The following is a 13,217-nucleotide window of genomic DNA, read 5'->3' on the forward strand; positions in this document are numbered from 1 at the left end:
GAGCTTTCGAATCGCTTAACTCATTGAATTTCAAGGAGTTTTGCGTTCCGCTGTCGCTGGAAGTGGGGCGCATTATAAGGGGATCTGAAACCCCGTCAACCTTTAATTTCAAGAAAGTGTCATCAGCCTGAAAACAAAGCGGGGAGGCCTGTCGGCCTCCCCGCTCTCTCTATATAGCTGGAGCGTCAGAGCACGCCAGCAGTGCGCAGCTCGTGCACCGCCATCGCATCCAGCCCCAGCACATCACTCAACACTGCCTCGGTATGCTCCCCCAGCAGCGGAGGTGCCTGCCGGTACTCCACCGGTGTCTCCGACAACCGGATGGGGCTGGCCACCTGCGGCACATTCCCCGCCAACGGGTGCGGGATGTTCACGGCCAGCCCTCGAGCCAACACCTGCGGATCCTGGAACATCTGCGCCAGGTCGTTGATGGGGCCACAAGGCACACCAGCCTTCTCCAGCTCACTCACCCATTGAGCCGTAGTCTTGAACACCGTGGCCTGGCGAATCAGCGGAATCAACTCGGCCCGATTGGCCACACGCTGCTTATTGGTAGCGAACCTCGGATCATCCGCCCACTGCGGCTGCCCGGCCACTTCGGCAAATTTGCGGAACTGCCCATCATTACCCACGGTAAGAATGAAATTGCCATCTGCCGTCGGGAAATCCTGGTAGGGCACGATATTGGGATGCGCATTACCCAGCCGCCGCGGCGAGATTCCTGTGGTGAGGTAGTTCATCGCCTGGTTGGCCAGGCAAGCCACCTGAACATCCAGCAAGGCCATATCGATATGCTGGCCAACCCCGGCCTGGTCCCGGTGGGCGAGGGCAGCCAGGATCGCCACCGTCGAATACAGGCCAGTCAGGATGTCGGTCAAGGCCACACCAACCTTCATCGGCCCGGCACCTTCCTCACCTTCCGGCCGCCCGGTCAGGCTCATCAGCCCGCCCAACCCCTGGATCATGAAGTCGTAGCCGGCACGCTTGGCATACGGCCCGGTCTGGCCGAAGCCTGTGATCGAGCAATAGATAAGCTTCGGGTTGATCGCCTTCAGGCTCTGGTAATCCAGACCATAGGCCGCCAGCCCGCCGACCTTGAAGTTCTCGATGACGATGTCCGACTTGGCCGCCAGCTCGCGCACCAGGCGCTGGCCTTCAGGCTGAGTAAAGTCGATGGTCACCGAGCGTTTGTTGCGGTTGGCCGACAGATAGTAGGCCGCCTCACTGGTGTTCTCGCCACGCGAGTCCTTGAGGAAGGGCGGGCCCCAGGCACGGGTATCGTCACCCGAGCCCGGGCGCTCGACCTTGATCACATCGGCACCAAGGTCGGCGAGGATCTGGCCGGACCATGGGCCGGCGAGCACCCGAGAAAGGTCCAGCACCCGCAGATGTGAAAGCGCACCCATGGCCTGGCTCCTCTATTAATAGAACGCCTGGATACCGGTTTGCGCACGCCCGAGGATCAGCGCATGCACGTCGTGGGTACCTTCATAGGTGTTGACCACCTCAAGGTTGACCAAGTGGCGGGCCACGCCGAACTCGTCGGAGATACCGTTGCCGCCCAGCATGTCACGCGCCATGCGGGCGATATCCAGCGCCTTGCCGCAGGAGTTGCGCTTCATGATCGAAGTGATTTCCACCGCAGCGGTGCCTTGGTCCTTCATCTGCCCCAGACGCAGGCAACCTTGCAGGGCCAGGGTGATTTCGGTCTGCATGTCGGCCAGTTTTTTCTGGATCAGCTGGTTGGCGGCGAGCGGGCGGCCGAACTGCTGGCGGTCCAGGGTGTACTGGCGCGCGGTGTGCCAGCAAGCTTCGGCAGCGCCCAGTGCACCCCACGAGATGCCGTAGCGAGCCGAGTTCAGGCAGGTGAACGGGCCTTTAAGACCGCGCACATCCGGGAAGATGTTCTCTTCCGGGACGAACACGTTGTCCATGACGATCTCACCGGTGATCGAGGCGCGCAGGCCAACCTTGCCGTGAATGGCCGGGGCGCTGAGGCCTTGCCAGCCTTTCTCCAGGACAAAGCCGCGAATGTCGCCGGCATCATCCTTGGCCCAGACCACGAACACATCGGCGATCGGGCTGTTGGTAATCCACATCTTGCTGCCCGTCAGGCGATAGCCGCCGTCGACCTTGCGCGCCCGAGTGATCATCGAGCCCGGGTCGGAACCATGGTTGGGTTCGGTCAGGCCGAAGCAGCCAATCCACTCACCGCTGGCCAGCTTGGGCAGGTATTTCTGCTTCTGTGCTTCGGTACCGAACTCGTTGATCGGCACCATGACCAGCGACGACTGCACGCTCATCATCGAGCGGTATCCCGAGTCGATGCGCTCCACCTCACGCGCAATCAGACCGTAGCACACGTAGTTGAGGCCGCTGCCACCGTACTGTTCAGGGATGGTCGCGCCCAGCAGGCCGACTTCACCCATCTCGCGGAAGATCGCCGGGTCGGTTTGTTCGTGACGGAAGGCTTCCAGCACACGCGGCGCCAACTTGTCCTGGGCGAACTGGAAGGCGCTGTCACGCACCATGCGCTCTTCTTCAGTGAGCTGCTGATCCAGCAGCAGCGGGTCGATCCAGTTGAAGCTTGCTTTACCGGCCATGTGCGTGTTCCTCGAAACAAAGATGGGAGCGGATTCTTGCGTTGCATTGATCCTAGGCTTGATCGGCTATCGGGACAAACGAGGATTGCGCACGCTTTAGTGATATTTTCTCACTCCGTGATCGGCGAAACGCCGTACTGACGAGCATACAAGTGAGGTTGACGTACATGCGCCGCAAGATCCCCAGCACCACCGCCCTGGTCTGCTTCGAGGCGGCCGCGCGTCACGAGAGCTTTACCAAGGCCGCCCACGAACTGGCCCTGACCCAGGGCGCCGTCTGTCGGCAGATCGGTGGGCTGGAGGCGTTCCTCAACGTCGAACTGTTCCGCCGTTCGCGCCGGGGCGTGAAGCTCACCGAGGCAGGCCTGTCCTATAGCCGCCAGGTGGCCAGCCAACTGGACGCCGTAGAGCGCGACACCTTGTCAGTCATGCGCCAGCAGGGTGCCAACGTGATCGAGCTGGCTGTGGTGCCGACCTTCGGCACCCAGTGGTTGCTGCCACGCCTGAAGGACTTCCAGCAACGCCACCCGGAAGTCACGGTCAACCTGACCAACCGCACCCGGCCGTTCCTGTTCGCCGACACGCCCTTCGATGCGGCGATCTACTTCGGCGACGCCGACTGGTCCGGCACCCAGGCTCATCGCCTGATGGGAGAAAACCCGGTACCGGTGTGCAGCCCGAAGCTGCTGGGCGGGCAGGGCGATCTCGACGCCCAGCGCATCGCCGAGCTGCCCCTGCTGCAGCAGACCACCCGCCCGTATGCCTGGCGGCAATGGTTCGATGGGCTGGGCATGAGCGTTGAACGCGACATGACAGGTCCGCGCTATGAACTGTTCTCGATGCTCGCCCAGGCGGCCATGCACGAAATGGGCATTGCGTTGATCCCACCGTTCCTGATCCAGCGCGAGCTGGAGGAGGGCAGGTTGGTGGTCGCTAACAGGCATGCCCTGTCCAGCGACAAGGCCTACTATCTGATGATTCCAGAGCGCAAGGTGGAGTCTGCGTCACTACGGGCTTTCCGTGACTGGCTGATAGCACAGGCAAAGCAGTACACTGCAAAAGCCGATAAGCTGACCCCGTAGTCAATTATTTTAAACACCTACAGATATATGTATTTGTCGCAAATACGTAATCTGTTCCGGCTGACCTGAAAAACCCTATCAACCCTAGTTACCATGCGGGTTTGACGGTTATTTTTCGACATTCATGGCAGCAAGGCCGAAAACAGCCGAAATTTTTTCAAATTTTCCCCTAAGCTCCGAATAGCGCGTGCTTGACGGGTTTGTTTCGAATCATTGCGACATACGGTCACAGGGTGACTTGTAGTTTTGAGTTCGTTTCGCTTCAGAACCGGTTGTGGCCCCAATGGTTCATCTGCAAAATGCCTTCCCGCCCCGGATTCAGGCGGAGTCGTGCTCTACGACCACCCAGCGCGCCACCCGAAGTGAGCTGGTTCAAACAAACACAAAAGGTCACCGCAGGAGACAAAGTCGTGCACATTGGTGTTCCTCTCGAGACGCAGACGGGTGAGACAAGGGTCGCCGCGACCCCGGAAACCATCAAGAAACTGGTTGGCCAGGGCCATCAGGTCACCGTACAACGGGGCGCAGGGCTCAAGGCCAGCATTCCGGACAGTGCCTATGAGGCCGTTGGCGCCGCGCTGGGTGAAGCGACCGATGCCTTCGGCGCGCAGCTGGTGCTCAAGGTGGTTGCACCCAACGACCAGGAACTGGCGCTGATCAACAGCGGCAGCGTGCTGGCCGGCATGCTCAACCCGTTCAACAGCGAGCTGATCGGCAAGATGGCCGAGCGTGGCATCACCGCCTTCGCCCTGGAAGCCGCGCCGCGCACCTCGCGGGCCCAGAGCCTCGACGTGCTGTCGTCGCAAGCCAACATTGCCGGCTACAAGGCCGTGCTGCTGGCCGCGCATCACTACCCACGCTTCATGCCCATGCTGATGACCGCCGCTGGCACCGTAAAGGCCGCCCGTGTGCTGATCCTCGGCGCTGGCGTCGCCGGCCTGCAGGCCATCGCCACGGCCAAACGCCTGGGTGCGGTGATCGAAGCCTCCGACGTGCGCCCCGCCGTGAAAGAGCAGATCGAGTCGCTGGGCGCCAAGTTCCTCGACGTGCCGTACGAGACCGATGAAGAGCGCGAGTGCGCCGAAGGCGTCGGCGGTTACGCCCGCCCCATGCCGGCCAGCTGGATGCAACGCCAGGCCCAGGCCGTCCACGAGCGCGCCAAACAGGCCGATATCGTCATCACCACTGCGCTGATCCCCGGGCGCAAGGCGCCGACGCTGCTCAGCGCCGAGACCGTCGCGCAGATGAAACCCGGCTCGGTGGTGATCGACCTCGCGGCGGCCCAGGGCGGCAACTGCCCGCTGACCGTCGCTGACCAGGTGGTACAGGCAAACGGCGTGACCATCGTCGGCCCGACCAACCTGCCGGCCCAGGTCGGCGCAGACGCCTCCGCGCTGTACGCCCGCAACCTGCTGGACTTCATGAAGCTGCTGTTCGACAAGGACGGCGCGCTGGTGATCAACCTCGAAGACGACATCGTCGCCGCGTGCCTGATGTGCCGCGACGGCCAGGTCGTACGCAAGAACGGCTGAGGAGCTCGACAATGGAAGACCTGCTGATTTCCCACGGCATCTACAACCTGATCATCTTCGTGCTGGCCATCTACGTGGGCTACCACGTGGTCTGGAACGTCACCCCGGCACTGCACACCCCACTGATGGCCGTCACCAACGCCATTTCGGCGATCGTCATCGTCGGCGCCATGCTCGCGGCCGCGCTGACCGTCACCCCGGCCGGCAAAGTGATGGGCACCCTCGCCGTGGCGCTGGCCGCGGTCAATGTGTTCGGTGGCTTCCTGGTCACCCGCCGCATGCTGGAAATGTTCAAGAAGAAAACCAAGAACGAGGCGCAGAAGTAAGCATGAGCATGAATCTGGTAACGCTTCTGTACCTGGTCGCCTCGATCTGCTTCATCCAGGCGCTCAAGGGCCTCTCGCACCCCACCACCTCACGCCGGGGCAACCTGTTCGGCATGATCGGCATGGGTATCGCCATCCTCACCACGGTCGGGCTGATCTACAAGCTCGGCGCCGAACTTGCCACTGCCGGCATCGGTTATGTCATCGTCGGCCTGCTGGTCGGCGGCAGCGCCGGTTCGATCATGGCCAAGCGCGTCGAGATGACCAAGATGCCCGAGCTGGTCGCCTTCATGCACAGCATGATCGGCCTGGCCGCGGTGTTCATCGCCATTGCCGCGGTACTCGAGCCGCAATCGCTGGGCATCGTCGCCAGCATCAGCGACCCGATCCCCACCGGTAACCGCCTGGAGCTGTTCCTCGGCGCGGCCATTGGTGCCATCACCTTCTCCGGCTCGGTCATCGCGTTCGGCAAGCTATCGGGCAAGTACAAGTTCCGCCTGTTCCAGGGCGCACCGGTACAGTTCGCCGGCCAGCACAAGCTGAACCTGATCCTCGGCCTTGCCACCATTGCCCTGGGCCTGCTGTTCACCTTCACCGGCCACTACAGCGCCTTCACCCTGATGCTGGCCCTGGCCTTCATCATGGGCGTGCTGATCATCATCCCGATCGGCGGCGCCGACATGCCGGTGGTGGTGTCGATGCTCAACAGCTACTCGGGCTGGGCGGCCGCAGGTATCGGCTTCTCGCTGAACAACTCGATGCTGATCATCGCCGGCTCCCTGGTGGGTTCCAGCGGTGCGATCCTCTCGTACATCATGTGCAAGGCGATGAACCGTTCGTTCTTCAACGTCATCCTCGGCGGCTTCGGCGGCGATACCGACGCAGGTGCGGCGCAAGGCTCCAAAGAGCAGCGCCCGGTGAAGTCCGGTTCGGCCGACGACGCTACCTTCCTGCTGAGCAACGCCGACAGCGTGATCATCGTTCCCGGCTACGGCCTGGCGGTGGCCCGCGCCCAGCACGCGCTCAAAGAGCTGACCGAGAAGCTGGTGCACAACGGCGTGACCGTGAAGTACGCGATCCACCCGGTTGCCGGCCGTATGCCAGGCCACATGAACGTACTGCTGGCCGAAGCGGAGGTGCCGTACGACCAGGTGTTCGAGATGGAAGACATCAACGCCGAGTTCGGTCAGGCCGACGTGGTACTGGTGCTGGGCGCCAACGACGTGGTCAACCCGGCGGCGAAGAACGATCCCAAGTCGCCGATCGCCGGCATGCCGATCCTCGAAGCGTTCAAGGCCAAGACCATCATCGTCAACAAGCGCTCCATGGCCAGCGGCTATGCCGGCCTGGACAACGAACTGTTCTACCTGGACAAGACCATGATGGTGTTCGGTGACGCCAAGAAAGTCATCGAGGACATGGTCAAGGCCGTGGACTGATACCCGCCTCTATATATAGAAGCGTCTAAAGCCCCCGGGTGTTATGCCCGGGGGCTTTTTCATTTGCATGATCCAGATCAACGGCTCTATTCCAAGGCTTCGCCTACGACCATGGTCGCGGGACGGCACCGGGCTAAATCTCTAGACTGCGCTTCCAGTAGCTTCAGTAGCCTGAGATAACAATCCATGTACCGTGATCGCATCCGCTTGTCCTCCCTGCACAGCAAGGTAATGAGTGCGGCTGACGCCGCTGGCCTGATCGAGGACGGCATGACCGTCGGCATGAGCGGCTTCACCCGCGCCGGCGAAGCCAAGGCCGTGCCCCACGCACTGGCCGAGCGCGCCAAGCTGTCGCCGCTGAAAATCAGCCTGATGACCGGCGCCAGCCTGGGCAACGACCTCGACAAGCAACTGACCGAAGCCGGCGTACTCGCCCGACGCATGCCGTTCCAGGTCGACAGCACCCTGCGCAAGGCCATCAACGACGGCCAAGTGATGTTCATCGACCAGCACCTGTCGGAAACCGTCGAGCAGTTGCGCAACAAGCAGCTGACCCTGCCGGACATCGCGGTCATCGAAGCAGTGGCGATCACCGAAGAAGGCCATATCGTGCCGACCACCTCCGTCGGCAACTCGGCCAGCTTCGCGATCTTCGCCAAGCAGGTCATCGTCGAGATCAACCTGTCGCACAACGCCAACCTCGAAGGCCTGCACGACATCTATATCCCGACCTACCGCCCGACCCGCACGCCGATCCCGCTGGTGAAAGTCGATGACCGCATCGGCAGCACCGCAATCCCGATCGACCCGGCCAAGATCGTCGGCATCGTCATCAGCGACCAGCCGGACTCACCGTCCACCGTGCTGCCGCCAGACCACGAGACCCAGGGCATCGCCGACCACCTGATCGCCTTCCTCAAGGGCGAAGTGGACGCCGGCCGCATGACCAACAAGCTCGGCCCGCTGCAAGCCGGCATCGGCAGCATCGCCAACGCCGTGATGTGCGGCCTGATCGAATCTCCGTTCGAAGACCTGACCATGTACTCCGAAGTGCTGCAGGACTCGACCTTCGACCTGATCGACGCCGGTAAGCTGAGTTTCGCCTCGGGCAGCTCGATCACCCTGTCGAGCCGCCGCAATGCCGACGTGTTCGGCAACCTCGAGCGCTACAAGGACAAACTGGTGCTGCGCCCGCAGGAGATCTCCAACCACCCTGAAGTGGTGCGTCGCTTAGGGATCATCGGCATCAACACGGCGCTGGAGTTCGACATCTACGGCAACGTCAACTCCACCCACGTCTGCGGCACCCGGATGATGAACGGAATTGGTGGTTCCGGCGACTTCGCCCGCAATGCCCACCTGGCGATCTTCGTCACCAAGTCGATCGCCAAGGGCGGCGCAATTTCCAGCGTCGTGCCCATGGTCAGCCACGTCGACCACACCGAACACGATGTCGACATCCTGGTCACCGAACAGGGCCTGGCCGACCTGCGCGGCCTGGCGCCACGCGAGCGTGCCCGCGCGATCATCGACAACTGTGTGCACCCGGACTATCGCGCTGCGTTGAACGACTACTTCGAACGCGCCTGCCAGCGCGGCGGCCACACCCCGCACATCCTGCGCGAAGCCCTGAGCTGGCACGAGAACCTGGAAGAAAGCGGGCGCATGCTGGCTGGTTGATTCACCAGCGCTGTACCCATCGCGGGGCAAGCCCGCTCCCACCGTGGGAGCGGGCTTGCCCCGCGATCGTTTTGCTTAAATGAGCCATCTGTGGGAGCGGGTTTACCCGCGAATGCTGCAGTGGCCATACAGACGCTTTCGCGGGTAAACCCGCTCCCACAGCCAACCGGTAACCAGATAAATAAAACTGTACTACTGTACTGGTAATTATCTGCTTCCGCCCCGCACCATTTCCTACAAAATCCAAAATTCGCACCAAATCAGTGCAGACCAGTACAGTTACGCCAATTTCGGGTGCAACAGTAGGATTACACAGTTAACTGAGCCATCGCTTTACTACAGAACTGTATCTACTGTTATGGACAGCAGAGGAGGAAGATGGGCACCAGTTAAATCACTCCCTAATGCCGCCACAAGCGGAAGGATGAAACATCATGGAACGCACCCTCAGTTCCGGTCTGGTTTTCGAAAGCAACGCCCAAGCTTCCCACGCTGCCCTGCCTCTGCGCGCCCTGTCGACCCTGCTGCTGTGGCAACGCCGCATGGCCAGCCGCCGTCAGCTGGCTCGCCTCGACTCCCGCCTGCTGGCCGACGCCGGTATCAGCGAGTCGCAGCGCTACGAAGAGCTGAGCAAGCCGTTCTGGCGCTAAGCCTCGGCAGCCGGCCAACGCCGGCACCGCGAATACACAAGAACCCGTCGCCGGAAACTGCGACGGGTTTTTTGTTTGTCCGCCGCGAGATAGAGCCATCGCAGCACAACAGGTACAGTTTCAAGAAACCAGTTATTGATAGGTACAGTTACCAAATGTGGTTCTTTGCCGCCGCAGGCGCTTGAACCGAGGCGTGTTACGCTTGTCCTACACGCCTGGCAACACCGTACCGTGACGAGCCAAGCGAGCGTCCGATAACCAGAACCATCCAGACCCTGCGCAGGAGTCCACCCATCATGTCCCGTTATCATCTGTTCGCCGCCGCCGCGCTGCTGTCCCTTGCCGGTGCGGCCAATGCCACCAGCTTCGTGGTGACCACCGACGCGGTAGTCGGTGCCGTTGCCGCAACCACCGATGCCACCTCCGACGTCACCTCGTCCTTCCGCGATGACAAGATCGTGCAGGCAGCCCGTGACGACGCCGCCAGCTTCGTTGGCAGCGAAGGCGCGATCCGTGGCGCCAAACTGGAAAGCGCCCTGGTGCACATTCGCCAGCAGCAGCCAACGCTGCAAGCCAGCGACGCACAACTGGCCCGCGCCATCCTCGCGCTCTAACACAAGCCTTCACCCCCGGATTCACTGGCCCCGCCCGGTGCATCCGGGGTAGCCTTCGCTACCCGAAACCACCGCCTAGAGAGCCCATGCGTTATCTGCCGCCAGTGCTGTTAGCCCTCGCCGGTATGGGAAGCGCCCATGCCATGGATGTCACCACCCAGAGCCTCGTTGCCACCGGCTATGTCACCAGCCAGGTGACCACCGCGCCGTTCGATCGCAAGGTCGTCGCCGCCGCCCGTGACGATGCTGCTGCCTTTGTTGCCAGTGATGGCTTGATTCGCGGTGCGCGCCTTCAGGCGGCGTTGGTTTCGCTGCGCCAGGTGCACAGTTGTCACTCTGTCGGCGACCTGGAACTGGCCGAAGCCATCCTCGTCCAATAACTACCTGTTACGCCTTTGTACCTTCCGGAGATGCTCCATGCGTAAATCGCTGATCGCCGCTTCCCTCGGCATGTTGCTGCTGGCCGACATGGCCCAGGCTCACACGCTGGTGGCCACCAGCAACATCATCGTCCGTGCCTCGGCGCGCACGATCGATTTCACCTCCGACACCACCACCTCGATTCGCGATTCGAAAGTCATCCGCGAAGCCCACGACGACGCCGCCAGCTTCGTCGCCAGCAACGGCAACATCCGTGGCGCCCAGCTCGAAGCGGCCTTCGACACCCTGCGCACCCGTGTGCCGGAAGCCCGCGACGCCAGCGACCAGGTGCTGGCCGAAGCTATCCTCGCCCTGTGAAGCGCGCGCGTGCCTGGCTGCTCGGCTGCGCCCTGACGCTGCTCGGCACGCCCGCCCTGGCCGACCTGCAACTGGTGCTGCAGGCAGACGGCCTCGACCAGCCACAGCAACAGGCCACCCAGCAGCTGCTCGATGAAGCCATGGCCAAGCTGCCGCCACGCTTCAAGCAACAGCTGGACCGCCAGGTAACGGTGAGCTGGACCGACCGCATGCCCGAGGATGCCTACGGCCAGGCTTCGCCGGTCTCCACCCTCGACCTCAACCGCCGCCTGCTGCCAAGCCTGGTCGATGGCAGCGCCGCCCGGGAAAAGACCAACCGCCCCCACGGCACCGTCCGTGAAGAGCTGCTGGCCACGGTGCTGCATGAGCTCACCCACATCTATGACCGCGCCCGCCTGTGGCCCAGCGCCGAGCGCCAGCTCATCACCCGCTGCAAGCGCCAGCAAGGCGCCCTGGGCAAGGTAGGCCTGCCACAGGACTGCAGGGGCCAGGCCGAGCGCCGCTTCACCCTGAGCGACGACCCACGCCTGCTCGACCTGGCCGGCTGGCCGCAGTACGTCGGCCGCCGCGGCGAACGCGAACAACACAACGGCCAGGTGGCGCGCAGCCCCGACAGCTACGAGCTGAGCAGCCCCAAGGAATACCTCGCGGTCAACATGGAGTACTTCCTCCTCGACCCCAGCTACGCCTGCCGTCGCCCGGCGCTCAACCAGTATCTGAGCGAGCACTTCGGCTGGGCACCGCCGCACAACACCTGCGCCAAGGGCCTGCCGTTCCTCAATGCCGGCAATGACTTCGCCCGCCAGCCGCTGGGCGAAATCGACCCCGAGCGGGTCTACGAAGTGGATTACCTGCTGGCCGAAGCCAACCAGAACCTGGTCAGCCGCTGGGGCCACAGCATGCTGCGCCTGGTGATCTGCGCCCCCGGCCGCCCACGCGGCCCGGCTTGCCGCCTGGACCTCGACCAGAGCCTGGTGCTGTCCTACCGGGCCTTCGTCAACGACGTGCAGCTGTCGAGCTGGGGCGGGCTGGTCGGCGCCTATCCGTCGCGGCTGTTCGTCCTGCCGCTGGGCCAGGTGATCGACGAATACACCAAGACCGAACTGCGCAGCCTGGCCTCGGTGCCGCTCAAGCTCAGCCGCAGCGAGATCGAGAACATGGTGCGCCAGGCTGCCGAAATGCACTGGAGCTACGACGGCAACTACTTCTTCCTGTCCAACAACTGCGCGGTCGAGAATTTGAAGCTGCTGCGCAGCGGCACCGCCAACCCGCGCCTGAACGATCTCGACAACATCATGCCCAACGGCCTGCTGGAGGTGCTCAAAGGGCGTGGCCTGGCTGACACCAGTGTGCTCGACGACCCACGTGAGGCGCTGCGCCTGGGTTATCGCTTCGACTCCTACCGCGACCGTTACCAGGCCATGTTCGACGTGCTGAAGAAGCAGCTACCGATCAAACAGACCGCCGTGGAAGACTGGCTGGCCCTGGATGCCGAGCAGCGCCGCCCATGGTTCGAACGCGCCGACCTGCGCACCAGCGCGGCGCTGCTGCTGCTCGAACAGGCCAGCCTGCGCAGGCAGCTGCTGCTGGCCCAGGATGAGGTCAAGCAGCGTTACCTCAATGGCCGGGCGATGAAGGATGGCAGCTTCGACAAGGCCGACCAGGCCCTGCAGGCGATTCTCGCCAACAGTGGCTACCTCAGCCGCCCGGCGGAACTGCTGGGGGCGGGCGGATACGGCCTGCCGCAGCCGGAGGAGCGCCAGCACCTTGAGCAGGAAAGCAAGGCACGCCAGGCGCAGCTGCTGCGCCTGAGCAACGACCTGGACCAGCAGGTGAGGGCGCTGCTGGGGCCGGAGCGGGCCGGGGAGATCAAGGCGGTGGAAGCCAACATCAAGCAGGTAGGCGAACACCTGCGCGCGCTGCACAAGGCGGCTGGCGGGTTGCAGTTGCCCTAGCGAAAACCGGTGGGGGCCCAATCGCGGGGCAAGCCCGCTCCCACGTGGAATGCGATCAGCGTGGGAGCGGGCTTGCCCCGCGATTGGGCCAGAACAGCCAGCACAAGACCTCACAGGCTTTCCTCATCCTCCTCTGGCAACCCATCACCCACCGGCATCCACGGCAATCGGCTCGTCACCCAGATATGCCGGCCGGGCTTCACCCGCTCCGGATGATCCAGCGTCGCCACCGTCACATCGATCGTCTGCGGGCTGCGCTCAGTCACCAGCGCCACATGGGCCCCACAACCACCACAGAAATAGCGGCTGCATCCAGCCGGCGCCACATACCGCTGCGGCGAGCCCGCCAACCACTCGAAATCCTCGCTGCCCAGCGTCACCCAGGTCACCAAGGTGCCGCCACTGACCCGCCGACAGATCGAGCAATGACAGTGAGCCACATCACCCAGATCGCCCCGCAACCGGTAACGCAGGGCGCCGCAATGGCAACCCCCTTCCTCGACACGCGCCATCGTCATGACCTCCCGTCGCCTTGCACTGGCCGAAAGCTGGCTGAAAGCTTGCGCACATAGGATAGCGCCACCACCGGCAGCAGACC

At 63.0% G+C, this 13,217-nt stretch carries 13 protein-coding genes; 10 read left to right on the top strand and 3 right to left on the bottom strand.

Features of this window, described 5'->3' with window-relative positions; translation table 11 throughout:
* Positions 1-185 precede the first annotated feature (185 nt).
* Together RTH46_RS00005 and RTH46_RS00010 are read right to left on the bottom strand one after the other, a co-directional pair.
* On the bottom strand, positions 186-1,406 hold the full coding sequence (locus RTH46_RS00005) for a CaiB/BaiF CoA-transferase family protein (protein ID WP_316904797.1): 1,221 nt from the start codon (positions 1,404-1,406) through the stop codon (positions 186-188).
* Between the two features lie 15 nt (positions 1,407-1,421).
* The gene (locus RTH46_RS00010) at positions 1,422-2,603 is read right to left on the bottom strand and encodes an acyl-CoA dehydrogenase (RefSeq protein ID WP_110995052.1); all 1,182 of its coding nucleotides are present in this window, start codon (positions 2,601-2,603) and stop codon (positions 1,422-1,424) included.
* A 167-nt stretch (positions 2,604-2,770) separates the two neighbouring features.
* Here RTH46_RS00010 and RTH46_RS00015 point away from each other — a divergent pair, with 167 nt between their 5' ends.
* From RTH46_RS00015 to RTH46_RS00060, 10 genes are all read left to right on the top strand, one after another.
* Complete coding sequence (locus tag RTH46_RS00015) at positions 2,771-3,685, top strand: LysR family transcriptional regulator (protein ID WP_153788317.1); 915 nt, start codon at positions 2,771-2,773, stop codon at positions 3,683-3,685.
* 410 nt (positions 3,686-4,095) lie between these two features.
* Entirely contained in the window at positions 4,096-5,217 is a 1,122-nt protein-coding gene (locus RTH46_RS00020; RefSeq protein WP_153788315.1) for a Re/Si-specific NAD(P)(+) transhydrogenase subunit alpha, read from the top strand.
* 11 nt (positions 5,218-5,228) lie between these two features.
* Positions 5,229-5,543, top strand: coding sequence for an NAD(P) transhydrogenase subunit alpha (locus tag RTH46_RS00025; RefSeq protein WP_110995049.1), 315 nt, complete (start codon positions 5,229-5,231; stop codon positions 5,541-5,543).
* Positions 5,544-5,545: 2 nt separating this feature from the next.
* On the top strand, positions 5,546-6,982 hold the full coding sequence (locus RTH46_RS00030) for an NAD(P)(+) transhydrogenase (Re/Si-specific) subunit beta (RefSeq protein WP_153788313.1): 1,437 nt from the start codon (positions 5,546-5,548) through the stop codon (positions 6,980-6,982).
* A 186-nt stretch (positions 6,983-7,168) separates the two neighbouring features.
* Positions 7,169-8,662, top strand: coding sequence for an acetyl-CoA hydrolase/transferase family protein (locus RTH46_RS00035; protein WP_110995047.1), 1,494 nt, complete (start codon positions 7,169-7,171; stop codon positions 8,660-8,662).
* A 434-nt stretch (positions 8,663-9,096) separates the two neighbouring features.
* Entirely contained in the window at positions 9,097-9,312 is a 216-nt protein-coding gene (locus tag RTH46_RS00040; RefSeq protein WP_110995046.1) for a DUF1127 domain-containing protein, read from the top strand.
* A 296-nt stretch (positions 9,313-9,608) separates the two neighbouring features.
* Entirely contained in the window at positions 9,609-9,926 is a 318-nt protein-coding gene (locus tag RTH46_RS00045) for a DUF2388 domain-containing protein (RefSeq protein ID WP_153788311.1), read from the top strand.
* An 86-nt stretch (positions 9,927-10,012) separates the two neighbouring features.
* Complete coding sequence (locus tag RTH46_RS00050; protein ID WP_153788309.1) at positions 10,013-10,306, top strand: DUF2388 domain-containing protein; 294 nt, start codon at positions 10,013-10,015, stop codon at positions 10,304-10,306.
* Positions 10,307-10,343: 37 nt separating this feature from the next.
* On the top strand, positions 10,344-10,664 hold the full coding sequence (locus tag RTH46_RS00055) for a DUF2388 domain-containing protein (RefSeq protein ID WP_125462101.1): 321 nt from the start codon (positions 10,344-10,346) through the stop codon (positions 10,662-10,664).
* Complete coding sequence (locus RTH46_RS00060; protein ID WP_316904798.1) at positions 10,661-12,619, top strand: DUF4105 domain-containing protein; 1,959 nt, start codon at positions 10,661-10,663, stop codon at positions 12,617-12,619. The genes RTH46_RS00055 and RTH46_RS00060 overlap by 4 nt, the downstream gene beginning before the upstream one ends.
* 110 nt (positions 12,620-12,729) lie before the next feature.
* On the opposite strand, the gene RTH46_RS00065 is transcribed toward RTH46_RS00060, so the two are convergent.
* Entirely contained in the window at positions 12,730-13,131 is a 402-nt protein-coding gene (locus RTH46_RS00065; protein ID WP_153788320.1) for a GFA family protein, read from the bottom strand.
* Between the last annotated feature and the right edge of the window lie 86 nt (positions 13,132-13,217).

Source organism: Pseudomonas sp. zfem004, from assembly GCF_032621715.1.
GTDB classification, from domain to species: Bacteria; Pseudomonadota; Gammaproteobacteria; order Pseudomonadales; family Pseudomonadaceae; genus Aquipseudomonas; species Aquipseudomonas sichuanensis.

Coding starts and splice junctions, on each gene's coding strand:
- RTH46_RS00010 (WP_110995052.1), bottom strand. CDS start 2,603: ATGGCCGGTAAAGCAAGCTTCAACTGGATCGACCCGCTGCTGCTGGAT.
- RTH46_RS00065 (WP_153788320.1), bottom strand. CDS start 13,131: ATGGCGCGTGTCGAGGAAGGGGGTTGCCATTGCGGCGCCCTGCGTTAC.
- RTH46_RS00025 (WP_110995049.1), top strand. CDS start 5,229: ATGGAAGACCTGCTGATTTCCCACGGCATCTACAACCTGATCATCTTC.
- RTH46_RS00045 (WP_153788311.1), top strand. CDS start 9,609: ATGTCCCGTTATCATCTGTTCGCCGCCGCCGCGCTGCTGTCCCTTGCC.
- RTH46_RS00035 (WP_110995047.1), top strand. CDS start 7,169: ATGTACCGTGATCGCATCCGCTTGTCCTCCCTGCACAGCAAGGTAATG.
- RTH46_RS00015 (WP_153788317.1), top strand. CDS start 2,771: ATGCGCCGCAAGATCCCCAGCACCACCGCCCTGGTCTGCTTCGAGGCG.
- RTH46_RS00040 (WP_110995046.1), top strand. CDS start 9,097: ATGGAACGCACCCTCAGTTCCGGTCTGGTTTTCGAAAGCAACGCCCAA.
- RTH46_RS00030 (WP_153788313.1), top strand. CDS start 5,546: ATGAGCATGAATCTGGTAACGCTTCTGTACCTGGTCGCCTCGATCTGC.
- RTH46_RS00055 (WP_125462101.1), top strand. CDS start 10,344: ATGCGTAAATCGCTGATCGCCGCTTCCCTCGGCATGTTGCTGCTGGCC.
- RTH46_RS00005 (WP_316904797.1), bottom strand. CDS start 1,406: ATGGGTGCGCTTTCACATCTGCGGGTGCTGGACCTTTCTCGGGTGCTC.
- RTH46_RS00050 (WP_153788309.1), top strand. CDS start 10,013: ATGCGTTATCTGCCGCCAGTGCTGTTAGCCCTCGCCGGTATGGGAAGC.